This is a genomic window from Pseudomonas sp. GW821-FHT07G06, assembly GCF_058986625.1.
In genome coordinates, this window is the sequence record NZ_JBYSVW010000018.1 from 101,576 (window position 1) to 117,423 (window position 15,848).

Sequence of the window (15,848 nt, forward strand, 5' to 3'; positions counted from 1 at the left end):
CCCCCCCCCCCCCCAGATTGTGTTGTGTGTCTGGTGGGGTCGGAGAGGGGGAGAAGAGACAGGCATTCCAATTGTGGGAGCGAGCCTGCTCGCGAAGGGGCCCTTGAGAACAGCGCAGGCCTTAGACGCTGAGCATCAGGAACTCACGCTCCCAGGAACTGATCACGCGCTTGAAGTTCTCGTGCTCGGCGCGTTTGACCGCGACGTAGCCCCGTACGAACTTGCTGCCCAGGTAGCGGCTGATGGTGTCGCACTCTTCCATCTGGGTCAGGGCGTCTTCGATGGTGATCGGCAGGCGCAGATTACGACGCTCATAAGCGCGGCCCTGTACCGCAGCACTCGGCTCGATGCGCTCGACCATGCCCAGGTATCCGCACAGCAGGCTGGCGGCGATGGCCAGGTACGGGTTGGCGTCGGCGCCCGGCAGACGGTTTTCAACGCGCATGGCATCCGGGCTGGACGTCGGTACACGCAGGCCGACGGTGCGGTTTTCTTCGCCCCATTCGACGTTCACCGGTGCCGAGGTGTCCGGCAGGAAGCGGCGGAACGAGTTGACGTTCGGCGCGAACATCGGCAGCACTTTCGGGATGTACTTCTGCAAGCCACCGATGTGATGCAGGAACAGATCGCTCATGTTGCCATCGGCATCGGCGAAGATCGGCTGGCCGGTGGCAATGTCCACCACGCTCTGGTGAATGTGCATGGCGCTGCCAGGCTCGTCGCCGACCGGCTTGGCCATGAAGGTTGCCGCCACGTTGTGCTTGAGCGCCGCTTCACGCATGGTGCGCTTGAACACGGTGATCTGGTCGGCCAGGTCCAGTGCGTTGCCATGACGGAAGTTGATTTCCATCTGCGCCGGGCCGTCTTCGTGGATCAGCGTGTCGAGGTCCAGGCCTTGCAGTTCGCACCAGTCGTAGACGTCTTCGAACAACGGATCGAATTCGTTGGCCGCGTCGATGGAGAACGACTGGCGACCGCTTTCGGCACGGCCCGAACGGCCCATCGGCGCCTTGAGCGGCAAGTCCGGGTCTTCGCAACGCTGGGTCAGGTAGAACTCCATTTCCGGCGCGACAATCGGCCGCCAGCCTTTGTCGGTGTACAGCTGCAGGACTTTCTTGAGTACGTTGCGTGGCGACAGTTCGATCGGGTTGCCGAACTTGTCGAAGGTGTCGTGGATCACGATGGCGGTCGGCTCGATGGCCCATGGCACCACGTAGACGGCGTCGGCGTCCGGCTTGCAGACCATGTCGATGTCGGCCGGGTCGAGCAGGTCGTAGTAGATGTCGTCGTCGACAAAGTCCCCGGTTACCGTTTGCAGAAGGACACTTTCCGGCAGGCGCATGCCTCGCTCATGCAGGAACTTGTTGGTCGGTGCAATTTTGCCGCGTGCAATGCCGGTCAGGTCGCTGACAACGCACTCGACTTCGGTAATCTTGTGATCTTTCAGCCAAGTGAACAGCTGATCGAAAGGGACATTCATAAAGACCTCGTTATTGGTTTTATTAACGCCAGGAGAGGCCGGTTTCATCCGCCGGACACTTCCCCTGTAGCGCGTTGAGGTCTATCTTGGGCGAGCCTTGCGGTTCCATCTATCCACTTTAAGCAGCACAAAGCGCACCAAAAGAGTGCGTAAGGTCACCCATGACAGGTTCCAATTCCCTCCAGGTCCAAGCCTTCAACACCGCTGATGTCGCCGAGCAAATCCGCGCCACACCGGGTTGGACTCAGCATTACCAGCAGATGTCGCCGGGGCATTTCGCGGGGTTGGTGCGCTATCTGGATCTGCAGGGCGTGGAGATTTACGAAGAGTCGATGAACACCCGGGTCGAGCAGAATTTCAGTGCGCCCCAGGGCTCGTTGTCGTTCTGTTTCGATCGCGGCGACAACGCGCTGTACGTGTTGAATGGCGAAAGTCGCAACATCTGGATCACCCCGGAGAACTACCAGGAAATCGCCGTGGTGTTCGGGCCGGAGTTTGTAAAACGCCACAGCCTCGACATCGCCCGGCTCGAAGGGCTGTTCATGGCGCCGCTCAACTCGCAGCAGAACGCGCTGTTCTGCCGCTGGCTCAGCGGGACCCTGACGCGGCTGTCGCAGACCTTCGATCCACCGAGCCGCGAAGCGCTGACCCAGCAATTGCTGGAAGACTGTCTGTTCATTCTCGACAACGCCTGTGTCGGTCTCGACCAGGGCGCCTTGCAGCGCCGTGCTGGAGAGCGGGCGATCATGAAGCGGGTAGGGGAATGGGCGGCGGACACCCCGGAGGAACACCTCAACCTGCTGGAACTGTCCCAGGTGGCCGGGGTTTCACTGCGCCAGTTGCAGCATGCGTTCAAGACCTACACCGGCATGGCGCCGACCCAATGGCTGCGCCTGCGCCGCCTCAACAGCGCCCGCCGCGAACTGCTGAGCCGCACGCCCACGCAAACCACCGTGGCCGAAGTGGCGATGCACTGGTCGTTCTGGCACCTGGGGCGGTTTTCCAGTAGCTATCGCGCGCTGTTCAAGGAACTGCCGAGCGACACCCTCAAGCGTGCGAGTGTCGCGCAGCCGATCGGGCGCGGCCGGCGTTAAAACGTCGGCGGCGTAATCACCCAGATCACCACCGCGTCCACATCGCCGGGGTTGCCGTAGCGGTGCGGTTCCTGGCTGGAAAAGCTGAAGCTGTCGCCTTCATTGAGCTGGAAATGGCGTTCGCCAACCCACAGCTCGAAGCTGCCGGACAGCAGAAATCCGGCTTCTTCGCCTTCGTGGCTGTAGCATTGCTGGCTGTAGGTGCCGGGCGGGAACCGTGAGTGGAGCATTTCCAGTTGGCGGTTGGCTTGGGGCGTCAGCAACTGGTCGACGATGCCGTCTTCGTAATGCACGTTCAGGCGGCTGTTCTTGCGCACCACGACGCCATCGTCTTCGGGGGCGGTGACCGCTTCACTGGCGAAGAACCACTGGATGGTGACACCGAGGCTGCGGGCTATGTTGAACAGCGCCGGAATCGACGGGTAGGCGAGGTTGCGCTCCAGCTGGCTGATGTAGCCGGCCGTGAGTTCGCTCTGTTGCGCCAGTTCCGCCAGGGTCATGCCCCGGCGTTTGCGCAGGCCGCGAATGCGCGTGCCGAGGAAATGCGGTTCGGCGCTGCCGGTTTCGGACGGTTTCCTGCTGTTATTGCTCATGCTGAGTTCCAAACCCGGGTCTTCGCTACACCCCTGTAGGAGCTGCCGCAGGCTGCGATCTTTTGATCTTGTTTTTGAAAAGCAAAATCAAAAGATCGCAGCCTGCGGCAGCTCCTACAAAGAGCGATCATGTGTATGTAAAGCCCCGGAGTATAAACAGCCTTAAAGCTCCCACGCGACTTTCAGGCCCTCATAAATCGCTTCTTCAGCGGTGCGCGGCGCCAGGCAGTCGCCGATGCGGCGAAACTCCACCAGCCCTTGCAGCTCGGCACCCAGGGTATCCACCGGTTGGTGACCCTGGCACAGCACCAGCGTATCGATGTTCTCCATCAGCATCGGCTCGCCGCTGGCGGTGTGTTGCAGGTAGACCGTGTTGTCATCGCAGCCATACAGCCGCGCGTACGGCGTGATTGGCACGCCCAGTTTATGCAGCTCGCCGGCCAGTTGATCGCGCACGTACAGCGGCAGGTTTTCCCCGCAATGGGTGCCGTTGACCGCCAGTTGCACCTGATGCCCGGCACGCACCAGGCGCTCGGCGATGCCGGGGCCGATCCAGTCGCAGCGCCAGTCGACCACCACCACCGAACGGCCGATCTGTACCTCGTCGCGCAACACCTGCCAGGCGTCCACCACCTGCAATTCACCGCCACGCTCGAAGGTTGGCCAGTAGGGCTCGGCACCGGTGGCGATGATCACCATGTCCGGTTTTTCCTGCTCCACCAGCGCCCGGTCGACCCGGGTATTGCGCACCACGCGCACCCCGGCCAGCTGCATTTCCCGCTGCAGGTTGGTGCTGGCGCCGCCAAACTCGCTGCGCCGTGGCAGCAGTTGCGCGAGCAACACCTGGCCGCCCAGTTGTGAACCGGCCTCGTACAGGGTCACGTCATGTCCGCGCTGGGCGGCGACAGCGGCTGCTTTCATCCCGGCCGGGCCGCCGCCGGCGATCATGATGCGTTTGCGATTTGTCGCTTGTCGGCGCTCAGCAAAAATCAGTTCGCGACCGGTTTCCGGGTGCTGGATGCAGGAAATCGGCAAGCCCTTGTGGAAGTGCCCGATGCATGCCTGATTACAGGCAATGCACGCGCGCACGTCTTCGACGCGGCCGGTGTCGGTCTTGTTGGGCATCTGCGGATCGCAGATCAGCGCCCGGGTCATGCCGCAGACGTCGGCCTGGCCGCGAGCCAGAATCAGCTCGGCTTCCTGGGGCTGGTTGATGCGCCCGGTGACGAACAGCGGAATGTTCAAACCGGCCTTGAACGTCCCGGCTTCCTTGGCCAGGTACGCCGCTTCGATCGCCATGGGTGGCACGATATGCACCGCGCCGCCAAGGGAAGCCGAAGTCCCGGCGACGATGTGCACGTAGTCGAGCTGCGCTTGCAGTGACTGTACGGCGGCCAGGGATTCGTCTTCGGTCAGGCCTTCGGGGTCGCGCTCGTCGGCGGAAATGCGCAGGCCGATGATGAACTGCTCGTCAGTCGCCGCCCGCACTGCGGCGATGACTTCGCGCAGAAAACGCAAGCGCTGTTCCAGCTCGCCGTTGTAGCCATCGGTGCGCCGGTTGACCCGCGGATTGATGAATTGCGCCGGCAGGTAACCATGGCTGGCAACCACTTCGACGCCATCGATCCCGGCCTGATGCAGGCGGCGGGCGGCAGCGGCATAACCGGCGACGATCTCGTCGATCATGGCCTGATCGAGGGCGCGGGGCATCACCCGGAAACGTTCATTTGGCACTGACGAGGCCGAATAGGCCACCGCCAGCAGGCCATCGCTGGACTCCATGATCTCCCGCCCCGGATGGAACACCTGGGACAACACCACGGTGCCGTGGGCATGGCAGGTTTGCGCCAGTTTGCGATAGCCCTCGATGCACGCATCGTCGGTGGCCATCAGCACATGGGAGGTGTAGCGCGCACTGTCGTGCACACCGGCCACTTGCAGCACGATGAGCCCGGCACCGCCTTCGGCACGCGCCCGGTGGTAGGCGATCAATTGCTCGTTGACCAGATTGTCGGTGGGCATCGAGGTGTCGTGACCGCTGGACATGATGCGGTTTTTCAGGCGCTTGCCACGGATTTCCAGGGGTTCGAACAGGTGCGCGAAGGCAGGTGTCGAGGTCGGCATGGTGCGGGTACTCCAGGCAGGCTGACCTGTGTAGGAGCGAGCTTGCTCGCGATGGACCTGAGAACGCCGCGGGGTGTCAGGTACCCAGCGTTATCGTTGACGTCCATCGCGAGCAGGCTCGCTCCTACAGAGGCATCAGGTTTTCGGTTGTTATTATTGGTCTATAGAAATTTACCTTCAGTAAAAAATCAACTTGTTTTTTTACTGTGGCGTGGAGTAATTTCATTTCGAGCCCGCTCCCGGGCCGTACCTCACAACAATAAAAAGGGCTGCGCCGGCCTCTGTCCGGGCGGTACCTGCAAGAGGAACCCTTGATGAAATCGCACACGCTCAAGCACGGTTTTTATCCCTTGGTGTTGTCCGTGGCCATGGGCCTGGGCAGCGCTCAGGCAGCATCGGACATGGTGGTGGTCGGATACGGCGGAGCCGGACAAAAAGCCCAGGACGTGGCGTTCTTTCAACCCTTCGCCACCGTGGATCAAAGCAAGGTGATCCAGAGCGAATACAACGGCGAGATGGCCAAGATCAAAGTCATGGTCGACACCGGCAACGTCGACTGGGACGTGGTGCAGATCGAAGGCCCGGACCTGATGCGCGGCTGCGAGGAAGGCATGTACGAGCGGCTGGACTGGACCCGCCTGGGCCACGCCGACCAGTTGATCCCCGATGCGGCGCAGGAATGCGGTTCCGCCGCACTGGTGTGGAGCGTGGCGATTGCCTACGACACCGACAAACTGGCCCAGGCCCCGACCTCCTGGGCAGACTTCTGGGACGTGAAGAAAACCCCCGGCAAGCGCGGGCTGCGCAAACGCGCGGTGTACAACCTGGAATTCGCCTTGCTCGCGGACGGCGTGAAAACCGAAGACGTCTACACAGTACTCGGCACCCCGCAAGGCGTGGACCGGGCATTCGCCAAGCTCACTGAACTCAAGCCGTACATCCAGTGGTGGGAGGCCGGCGCGCAACCGCCGCAATGGCTGACCGCCGGCGATGTGGTGATGACCTCGACCTACAGCGGACGCATCGCCGACGCCGCGCAGAAAGGCAGTCACCTCGGCCTGGTCTGGCCCGGCAGCCTGTACGGCATGGACTACTGGGCGATCATCAAAGGCTCCAGACACGTGGACCAGGCCAAGCGATTCATCGCCTTCGCCAATCAGCCGGACGCCCAGGTCAACTACGTGCAGCAGATCCCTTACGGCCCGACCAACACCCAGGCCGCTGCACGGCTGGACGACAAACTGGCGCAATGGGTGCCTACGGCGCCGCAGAACCTCAAGGGCGCGTTGTCGATGAACGTCGGCTTCTGGGTCGATCATGGTGAAGAACTGGAAGAGCGCTTCAACGCCTGGGCCAGTAAATAAACGCGGATGGCTGGACGTGTCCAAGCGTCCAGCCTTACTGTCTGCCCAGCCGATCAGCCTGGAGAACCCCGACCATGAATAAAATCGCCAGCCACCTGGCCCCTGAGCGCAGCGCCACCGAGCAGCGCCTGCGTGAGGAACTGGCGGCCTGCTACCGCCTGATTGCGCACTTTCGCATGACCGACCTGATCTTCACCCACATCTCGGTGCGCATTCCGGGGCCGGAGCATCACTTTCTGATCAACCCCTACGGGCTGATGTTCGACGAAATCACCGCGTCCAACCTGGTGAAAATCGACCTCAACGGCCACGCCGTAGAGCCATCGCCGTACCCGGTCAACCCGGCCGGTTTCGTGATTCACAGTGCGATCCACGGTGCCCGTGACGATGCGCAGTGCGTGCTGCACACCCACACCAAGTCCGGGTGTGCGGTGGCGGCGTTGAAGTGCGGGTTGTTGCCGGTCAATCAGATCTCCATGGAGTTCTATGGCCGGGTTGCTTATCACGACTACGAAGGCGTGGCGCTGGACCTGAGCGAGCAACAACGGCTGGTGGCGGACCTGGGCGACAAATCGGTCCTGATGCTGCGCAATCACGGGTTGCTGACGGTTGGCGAGACGGTGAGCCAGGCGTTCCTGCGCATGTACTACCTGGAAAAGGCCTGTGAAATCCAGTTGGCCGCGCAAGCTGCCGGTGAAGTTGTTTTGCCATCGCACGAGGTCTGCGCGCACACCGAACGGCAGTTCAATGATCCGGGGCGGCCGTTGGAAGAGGGCGAGTTGAACGATCCGGATGCCATGCAACTGGCCTGGGCGGCGTTGTTGCGGATGCTGGATCGGGTGGCACCGGGGTATCGGGGCTGATCCAGATCCTATGTTGTTTGAACTGGCCTATTCGCGAGCAGGCTCGCTCCCACAAGGGATTTACGTCGTACACAGAATGTGTGGAAACCCGAATCAACTGTGGGAGCGAGCCTGCTCGCGAAGGGCGCGCCACGGTCTACCAGACTGGCATCTGACTGGAGACAAGGCCCACTCTTGCTGTACAGTCGTTCAGCCCGCCGCCAACCCGCGCAGGCCCAAACGATTGAACCAAGGAGCGTGTCGCCCATGAACCAGGAAGCCCGTTTTTCCCGCATGGAACCGGAGCTGCGCAAAGCCAACCTGATCGAGGCGACGCTGGTGTGCCTCAAGCGTCACGGCTTCCAGGGCGCGTCGATCCGCAAGATTTCCGCCGAGGCCGGGGTCTCGGTGGGGCTGATCAGTCATCACTATTCTGGCAAGGATGAACTGGTGGCCGAGGCCTACATGGCAATCACCGGGCGGGTCATGACCCTGCTGCGCGACGCCATGGAGCAAGCCGCACCGAATGCCCGGGAGCGGTTGTCGGCGTTTTTTCGCGGTTCGTTTTCCGCCGAATTGCTCGATCCGCAACTGATCGATGCCTGGCTGGCGTTCTGGGGCGCGGTGAAAACCGCCGAGGCGATCAACAAGGCCCACGATCATTCCTATGGCGAGTATCGCGCCATCCTGCGCAAGGTGCTGGCGGAACTGGCCCAGGAGGAGGGTTGGGAAAACTTCGACGCCGACCTCGCCGCCATCAGCCTCAGCGCCTTGCTCGACGGCCTGTGGCTGGAGTCCGGGTTGAACCCCGGTACCTTTACCCCGGAGCAGGGCATCCAGATTTGCGAGGCCTGGGTCGATGGTTTGCAGGCCGGTGGACGCCAGCGCTTTTGCGTGCAGACGAGCGACTGTTGATCAGTTGTTCAACACTGGATACTCTCTGGCGCCGATGCGGGAAAACACTCTAATAAGAAACTGGCCTTCGGGCCTGAGCCGGACACCAAGCGATGACTCCTCGGGTACTGATCGTCGATGACGATCCGCTGATTCGCGATCTGCTGCACGCCTACCTGTCCCAGGAAGGCTACGACGTCCATTGCGCCGCCACGGCGGAACTGGCGGAAACCTTCCTCGCCAGCCAGGCCGTCGACCTGGTGATGCTCGACATCCGCCTGCCGGGCAAGGACGGCCTGACCCTGACCCGCGAGCTGCGGGTGCGTTCGGAGGTCGGGATCATCCTGATCACCGGGCGCAACGACGAAATCGACCGTATCGTCGGCCTCGAGTGCGGCGCCGATGACTATGTGATCAAACCCCTCAATCCAAGGGAACTGGTGTCCCGGGCGAAAAACCTGATTCGCCGGGTACGTCATGCGCAAATGCCACAGCCGGCCGTTGCGCTGGCCAAACCGGTCAAGCAGTTCGCCGATTGGGCGCTGGACACCGACCGCCGTCGCCTGATCGATCCATCGGGCAACGAAACCCTGCTGACCCACGGCGAATACCAGTTGCTCAGCGTGTTCCTGCGCAACAGCGGCCACACCCTCAGCCGCGATCAATTGATGGACCAGATCCGCAACCGCGAATGGGTGCCCAACGACCGCTCCATCGACGTGCTGGTCGGGCGCCTGCGTCGCAAGTTGCACGACGATCCGGCCGAACCGCAGTTGATCATCACCATTCACGGCGCCGGTTACCTGTTCACCGCCGGCGTGGCGGCCTGAACCGGATGGCGCGATGGCTTTGCCTGCTGGCGCTGCTGGTGGCCGGCCATGCCGTCGCGGCGGACAAGGTTCGCTATTGCGATTACCCGGTGTACCCGCCGATCTCCTGGAGCGATGGCAAACAGGTGCGCGGCCTGGCGCCGAGTGTGGTGAAAAACCTGTTCGGTCAGTTGGGGTACGAAGTCGAGATGGTCGTGCTGGGCAACTGGAAACGCTGCCTGCTGGACGCCGCCGAAGGTCGAGTCGATGTGGTGCTGGCCTACAGCACCGCGCAACGGGAGCAGAGCATGCTGTTCTCGACGGTGCCGGTATTGCGTGAAGAAGTGGCGCTGTTCATCAACCGTCAACACCCGGTGAAATTCGAACAACTGGATGACCTGGCCCATTACCGTGGCGGTCTGTTGTTCGGTGAAAGCTACGGGGTGGAGTTCGATCGCATGGTCGCGCGCAACAACAACATCGAATGGGTCTCCGACAGCCACCAGAACTTCGGCAAGCTGATTCGTGGACGCATCGATTTCATCACCCAGGAGCGGCGCACCGGCCAGTTGTACGTGGAAAACCTGCCCGGCGGCCAGGACATCGTTGCCTTGCCCAAAGCCTTGAGCGTGGACTATCTGCGGGTGGCCGTGTCGCGGCGCTCGCCCCTGGCCAATCGCATGCCCGAGATCAACGCGCAATTGCAGCGCATGGTCGATGCCGGCGACATCGAGCGCTGGCTCAATGAAAGCGAAGTGACCTACCGCGACATGATCAACCTGCCGGCGGATGCGCAATGATTCGTGCGCGTCCCGGCGGACTGTTGCGACGCCTGTTGCTGTTCATTCTATTGTTCAGCCTGTGCTTCACCGTGCTGGCCAGCAGCGTGCAACTGTACATCGAGTATCGACGGGAAATGCGCGACATCGATTCGCGCATGGAACTGATCCGAGCCGGCTACCTGGCCAGCCTGGAACGCAGCCTCTGGGACTTGAACCAGGAGCAGTTGAACGTGCAGTTGCGCGGGCTGGTGGACTTCTCCGACGTCGCGCGGGTGCACTTGACCAGCGCCGATTTCGACCTGATACAGGGCAACCCCGAGCCGGTCGGACCGCTGCGCATCGAGCGCTTTGCCCTGGACTATCAGCCGCCGTCCGGCCCGTTGCGCCACCTGGGCGAACTGGAAGTCAGCACCGATCTGGGCGCGGTTTACCAGCGTCTCTACGCCACCGGTTTGACCAGCCTGTTGTGGATGGCGGTGTTTCTCTGCGGTCTGGCCGTGGCGTTGTCGGGCTTGTTCTATCGACTGGTGACCCGACACCTGAAAGTCATGGCCGAGTTCGCCCGGCGCATCGCCGCCGGTGAATGGCAGGAGCCCCTGCAACTGGACAAGCGCCGCGGCAGCGACGAAATCGATACCGTCGCCCATGCCCTGGACGACATGCGCCGGGCGATCCTGCACGACATCGAGCGTCGGGAAAGCGATCGCCTGGCCTTGCAGGACAACCGTGACGAGCTGCTGAAAATGGTCGAGCGCCGCACCGCCAGCCTGATGCGCGCCAAGGATGAAGCGGAAGCGGCCAACCTTGCCAAGTCGCGGTTCCTGGCGACCATGAGCCACGAACTGCGCACGCCCCTCAACGGCATCCTCGGCATGGCCGAACTGCTGCGCGGCGCGCGCCTGGATGCCCGGGACGGTAAACGCCTGGATGCCTTGCACAAGGCCGGCGAAGGCTTGCTGACGATCCTCAACGAAGTGCTGTATTTCGCCAAGCTGGAGGAGGGCGTCAGCCATCCCGAGCCGGTGGATTTCTCGCTGCGCCAGTTGCTCGACGAAGTGCTGACACTGCTGGAACCGCGAGCGCTGAGTAACGACACGATCCTCAGTTGCCGGGTCGACCAGCGGATTGCCGAACATCACCACGGCGCCGAGCAGTTCCTGCGCCAGGTGCTGAGCAACCTGCTGGCCAACGCGATCAAGTTCACCGAAGGCGGCGAAGTCAGTGTCCAGGTGGCGCTTCTCGGCGAAATCGGCGAACAGGCGGGGCAGCGGCTGCGGGTCAGTGTCACTGACGACGGCATCGGCATTGCCCCGGCGATGCAGGCGAAGATTTTCGAGCGCTTCACCCAGGCCAGCGAAGAAGTCGCGCAACGTTTTGGTGGCACCGGATTGGGGTTGGCGATCTGCAAACACCTGGTGGAACAGATGGGCGGCTGCATCGGCGTGGACAGCGAAGAGGGGCGTGGCAGTTGTTTCTGGTTCGAGCTGTCCTTGCAGCCGGCCAGCGGCGTGGCGGAGGCCCCGGCGGTTCGGGAGGCGGGGCCGGCACTGGATATCCTGGTGGTCGAAGACGTGGCGCTCAACCGCGAAGTGGCCAAGGGTTTGCTGCAACGGGACGGCCACCGGGTGTGGCTGGCCGAAGACGGGGATCAGGCGCTGCAACACTGCGCAACGCAGGTTTTCGATTTGCTGTTGCTGGACGTGCATCTGCCGGGCATCAGCGGTGTCGAGTTATGCCGGCAGATCCGCGACAGCGACGGGCCGAACCGCCATACCCGGATTTTCGCCCTGACTGCCAGCGTGCAACCGGCACTGGTGCGCGGTTATCTGGAGGCCGGCATGGACGGCGTCCTGGCCAAGCCCTTGAAGCTGGAAAACCTGCGCCAGGTGCGGGAAGGGCGTACTCACAGCGCCGGGGCGCTGATGAGCGATGAAGCGATGGACTGGCCGCTGTTGCAGACCCATCGCACCTTGCTCGGTGAGCAAAAGGTCCAGGGCCTGCTGGCGGTGTTGCGCGACTCGATCCTTCAGCACCGCGATGCGCTGCATGAAGCCATGGCTGACGCTGACTGCACAGAGGTCGCGCAACTGGCGCACCGTCTGGCCGGCAGCTGCGATTCCCTGGGTTTTCGGGCCTTGGCCAGCACCTTGAGGACGCTGGAAACCCTGGCGTTGGCCAACGATGAATCGGACATCCAGCGCATGAGCCTGGCGCTGGATGAGCAATTGCAGCACTCGCTCGACACCCTCAAAGGCTTGTTGCAGAGCTGACGTACAAATTTGTTACGACTTTGTACAACTTCGATCTTTACGGTCAACGCGAACTTACATGGCTTTCCAATAATCGACGCAACCGCCGCAGCGCGGTCTTCGAAGCTTATTGGAGATAATAATAATGAATTGCCGTAAAGCTGATCCCTCCCTGCGCCGTGACGTCCTGTCATGCGCTGCGCACCTCTTCGACTGCTGAGGTGCCGATATGAACGAAAACTCTGATCGCAGCACCCATCAAAAAGGCATACAGCTGACCCGCGCCCTCAAGAGCCGGCACATCTTCATGCTGTCCCTGGGCGGCGTCATCGGCACCGGGTTGTTCATGGGCTCCGGCGTGACCATCAACCAGGGCGGCCCGGTGGGGGCGATCCTGGCTTACCTGGTCGCGGGTTTCCTGATGTACCTGGTGATGGTCTGCCTGGGCGAACTGTCGGTGCAGATGCCGGTGTCCGGTTCGTTCCAGACCCACGCCACCAAGTACATCGGCCCGGCCACCGGGTTCATGATCGGCTGGGTGTACTGGATGAGCTGGGCCACCACCGTCGGCCTGGAGTTCACCGCCGCCGGCATGTTGATGACCCGCTGGTTCCCGGCGGTGCCGATCTGGTACTGGTCGGCGCTGTTCGTCGTGGTGCTGTTCGGCATCAACGCCATGGCCACCCGCGCTTTCGGTGAAGCCGAATACTGGTTCTCGGGGATCAAGGTCGCGGCCATTCTCGGTTTCATTGTGGTCGGCGTGCTGGTGATCTTCGGCGTGATGCCCCTGAGCAGCGGCGCACCGGCACCGATGGCGACCAACCTGATCGGCGATTCGTTGTTCCCCAACGGTCTGTCCGCCGTATTCGCGGTGATGATGACCGTGGTCTACGCGTTCCAGGGTTGCGAGATCATGGGCGTGGCCGCCGGTGAAACCGACCAGCCGGAAAAGAGCATTCCCCGCGCCGTGCGCAACGTGGTGTTCCGCGTGCTGATTTTCTACGTGCTGGCGATTGTCGTGCTGTCGGCCATCGTGCCGTGGCAGCAGGCGGGACTGATGGAAAGCCCGTTCGTACAGGTGTTCGACATGGTCGGCATTCCCTACGCCGCCGACCTGATGAACTTCGTGATCCTCACCGCGATCCTGTCGGTGGGCAACTCCGGCCTGTATGCCTCGACGCGCATCCTGTGGGCGATGTCGAAAACCGGCATGGCGCCGAAAAGCCTGTCGCCCTTGAGCAAGCGTGGCGTGCCGTTGCGGGCGCTGAGCATCACCCTGTGCTTCGCGTTGGTGTCGCTGATGACCAGCTTCGTCGCCGCCGACACCTTGTTCATGGTGCTGATGGCGGTGAGCGGCATGTCCGGCACCGTGACCTGGATCGTCATCGCCCTGGCGCAGTACAAGTTCCGCAAGGCGTACCTGCGTGAAGGCGGCAAACTCAGCGACCTGAAGTACCGCGCACCCTGGTTCCCGGTATTGCCGCTGATGTGCATCACGCTGTGCTGCTCGTTGTTCGTGTTCCTGGCCCTGGATGAAACCCAGCGTCCGTCGCTGTATTGGGGCTTTGGCTTCATTGCGCTGTGCTATGGCGCGTACTTCCTGATTCATCGCAAGCGTCAGGCGGTGCTGGCACCGAGCTTGCCGACGGCCTGATACCTTGAAGTAAACACCATCCCCCTGTGGGAGCGAGCCTGCTCGCGAAAGCGGTGTGTCAGTCAACAGAGATGTTGAATGTGACACCGACTTCGCGAGCAGGCTCGCTCCCACAGTTGTTTCAAGCCATTTGCCGCTGGTCGCTACTGTCAGATCTGACAGTAGATCGCATGCAACCTCCACAGCCTAATGAAACCGTACCCATCGCTCGGTAATGCGAACTTCAAACCGGCCAGAAAGGAGCGTGCTCATGAAACGCAATCTGATCAGCAACGGAAACTTTGAAACCAGAAACTTCGAATCCTGGACAGTGACCGAGTCCGGTGGAAGAGCAAAAGTCGTTATACACAAAGATAGCTACAGGGCTGAAATCAGAGTGGGTAAGCGTGAGAAATTAAGGCTCGATACGGGCCGTTTCCGAGCCGGTCCGGGAGAGTTCGATCTTTCCCTCCAGGCCTCGATGCCTGAGTTAAAAACCGAGGACACGGCTGTCGAACGGCAAGATCCACCAATAATGTTTTGCACGTTATTCGGATGGAGCTCTGCCGAGCCGTTGCCGGTCGTCATCATGCCTATCTTTTTTTGGTTGTCTCAGCCCCGGAAACTCTATGAACACCACGGCGTCATGCCACCTGGCGTGGAGAACGTCCAATTGATCATCGCGTTTGAATCTGTATTGGAACCAGCGCTAACAGGGCCGATCTACCTCGACAACGTGAAGTTCAAAGCGGACCTTGCGGCGTAATCACGCGGTTCAAATGTCTCTGTCATTCGTGGTGCGTAAAGCAAATACACAACATTTTTATGTGGGAGCGAGCTTGCTCGCGATAGCGGTGGATCAGTCAACAGCGATGTTGAATGTGATGCCGCCTTCGCGAGCAGGCTCGCTCCCACAGTTGTTTTGTGTTCCCGCCATGCCTGTAGGAGCTGCCGAAGGCTGCGATCCTGGCGTCATCGTGTCCACAGTTGTTCAAAGTTGTAACAAAGCAACCAAGGTATTTTCCAGAAAAATAATTAAACCTAATAAAAACAATAGGTTGTCTGAATTCTGAAGCTGTTACAGCCCATTTCCCCACCGATTGCCGCCTTACTGAACACTCGTTTAGTATGGCCTCAAGTCGCATCACCTCAGACCAATCACAATAATTCGAGGATTCCCATGACCACTCAATCGTCGCTGCTCAGCCAGGTCGAAGCAGGCGTTGCCTGGATCACCCTCAATCGCACGGCCCAGCGCAATGCGCTGGACGTTCCGACGCTGAAAAACCTGCACGCCTTGCTCGACGGGTTCAACGCCGATCCAGCGGTGCGTGTGGTGGTATTGACGGGCAGTGGCCGCAGCTTCTGCGCGGGTGCCGACCTCGATGAATGGGCGGATGCCGAAGCCCGGGGCGCACTGGAAACCTACGGCTGGACTGAGACCGCCCACGCCTTGATGACTCGCCTGCACAGCCTGGAAAAACCCACCATCGCCGCCATCAACGGCACCGCCGTCGGCGCCGGGATGGACCTGACCCTGTGCTGCGACCTGCGCATTGCCGGTCAGTCGGCACGCTTCAAGGCCGGCTACACCAGCATGGCGTACTCGCCGGATGCCGGCGCCAGTTGGCACCTGCCACGCCTGATCGGCAGCGAACAGGCCAAACGCCTGCTGTTCCTCGATGAACTGTGGGGTGCTGACCGTGCCCTCGACGCCGGCCTGGTCGGCGATGTCTGTGCCGACGATCAGTTGCTGACGGTCACCAGCGAACTGGCTGCACGCCTGGCCGCCGGGCCGACGTTTGCCTTCGCCCAGACCAAAAAACTCATGCGCGAAGGCGCCGACCGCAGCCTGGCGGAACAACTGCAAGCCGAACTCGCCGCGGGCTTGCTCTGCGGTCGCAGTGAGGACGGCAACGAAGCCCTGCGCGCCGCCATGGAAAAACGCCCGGCACGTTTCGTCGGCCGTTGATTCCCACACTTC

14 protein-coding genes are annotated in these 15,848 nt (G+C 61.6%); 11 read left to right on the forward strand and 3 right to left on the reverse strand.

All coding sequences use genetic code 11. The features are described from left to right. Positions 1 to 121: 121 nt before the first annotated feature. Positions 122 to 1,480, reverse strand: coding sequence for a glutamine synthetase family protein (locus AC3WJW_RS25130; protein WP_493727833.1), 1,359 nt, complete (start codon positions 1,478 to 1,480; stop codon positions 122 to 124). A 161-nt stretch (positions 1,481 to 1,641) separates the two neighbouring features. Between AC3WJW_RS25130 and AC3WJW_RS25135 the strand changes: the two genes are divergently transcribed. Further along, positions 1,642 to 2,574, forward strand: a complete 933-nt coding sequence (locus AC3WJW_RS25135; RefSeq protein WP_429385453.1) for a helix-turn-helix domain-containing protein — start codon at positions 1,642 to 1,644, stop codon at positions 2,572 to 2,574. Here the strand turns inward: AC3WJW_RS25135 and AC3WJW_RS25140 are convergent. Together AC3WJW_RS25140 and AC3WJW_RS25145 are read right to left on the reverse strand one after the other, a co-directional pair. Next, positions 2,571 to 3,167: a cupin domain-containing protein gene (locus AC3WJW_RS25140; protein ID WP_493727834.1), complete on the reverse strand. Its 597-nt coding sequence runs from the start codon at positions 3,165 to 3,167 to the stop codon at positions 2,571 to 2,573. The genes AC3WJW_RS25135 and AC3WJW_RS25140 overlap by 4 nt on opposite strands. A 162-nt stretch (positions 3,168 to 3,329) precedes the next feature. Beyond that, positions 3,330 to 5,291 (reverse strand): oxidoreductase, encoded by a 1,962-nt coding sequence (locus AC3WJW_RS25145; protein ID WP_493727835.1) that lies wholly within the window; start codon positions 5,289 to 5,291, stop codon positions 3,330 to 3,332. A 314-nt stretch (positions 5,292 to 5,605) separates the two neighbouring features. Here AC3WJW_RS25145 and AC3WJW_RS25150 point away from each other — a divergent pair, with 314 nt between their 5' ends. The 10 genes from AC3WJW_RS25150 (at position 5,606) to AC3WJW_RS25195 (ending at position 15,836) form a co-directional block, all read left to right on the forward strand. Continuing rightward, positions 5,606 to 6,655, forward strand: coding sequence for an ABC transporter substrate-binding protein (locus AC3WJW_RS25150; RefSeq protein WP_493727836.1), 1,050 nt, complete (start codon positions 5,606 to 5,608; stop codon positions 6,653 to 6,655). A 74-nt stretch (positions 6,656 to 6,729) separates the two neighbouring features. After that, a complete protein-coding gene (locus AC3WJW_RS25155) occupies positions 6,730 to 7,518 on the forward strand; it encodes a class II aldolase/adducin family protein (protein ID WP_493727837.1) in 789 nt (262 codons plus the stop codon). 246 nt (positions 7,519 to 7,764) lie between these two features. Then, on the forward strand, positions 7,765 to 8,412 hold the full coding sequence (locus AC3WJW_RS25160) for a TetR family transcriptional regulator C-terminal domain-containing protein (protein ID WP_007974341.1): 648 nt from the start codon (positions 7,765 to 7,767) through the stop codon (positions 8,410 to 8,412). Positions 8,413 to 8,504: 92 nt separating this feature from the next. After that, positions 8,505 to 9,221, forward strand: coding sequence for a response regulator (locus tag AC3WJW_RS25165; RefSeq protein ID WP_493727838.1), 717 nt, complete (start codon positions 8,505 to 8,507; stop codon positions 9,219 to 9,221). 5 nt (positions 9,222 to 9,226) lie between these two features. Further along, entirely contained in the window at positions 9,227 to 10,000 is a 774-nt protein-coding gene (locus AC3WJW_RS25170) for a substrate-binding periplasmic protein (protein WP_493727839.1), read from the forward strand. After that, entirely contained in the window at positions 9,997 to 12,252 is a 2,256-nt protein-coding gene (locus tag AC3WJW_RS25175; protein WP_493727840.1) for an ATP-binding protein, read from the forward strand. Before AC3WJW_RS25170 ends, AC3WJW_RS25175 begins: the two co-directional genes overlap by 4 nt. 208 nt (positions 12,253 to 12,460) lie before the next feature. Continuing rightward, positions 12,461 to 13,885, forward strand: a complete 1,425-nt coding sequence (locus AC3WJW_RS25180; RefSeq protein WP_493727841.1) for an amino acid permease — start codon at positions 12,461 to 12,463, stop codon at positions 13,883 to 13,885. Positions 13,886 to 14,135: 250 nt separating this feature from the next. Then, positions 14,136 to 14,630 (forward strand): hypothetical protein, encoded by a 495-nt coding sequence (locus AC3WJW_RS25185; protein ID WP_493727842.1) that lies wholly within the window; start codon positions 14,136 to 14,138, stop codon positions 14,628 to 14,630. Between the two features lie 13 nt (positions 14,631 to 14,643). Beyond that, the gene (locus AC3WJW_RS25190) at positions 14,644 to 14,937 is read left to right on the forward strand and encodes a hypothetical protein (protein ID WP_493727843.1); all 294 of its coding nucleotides are present in this window, start codon (positions 14,644 to 14,646) and stop codon (positions 14,935 to 14,937) included. A 107-nt stretch (positions 14,938 to 15,044) separates the two neighbouring features. Then, on the forward strand, positions 15,045 to 15,836 hold the full coding sequence (locus tag AC3WJW_RS25195) for an enoyl-CoA hydratase/isomerase family protein (protein WP_116579358.1): 792 nt from the start codon (positions 15,045 to 15,047) through the stop codon (positions 15,834 to 15,836). Positions 15,837 to 15,848 lie beyond the last annotated feature (12 nt).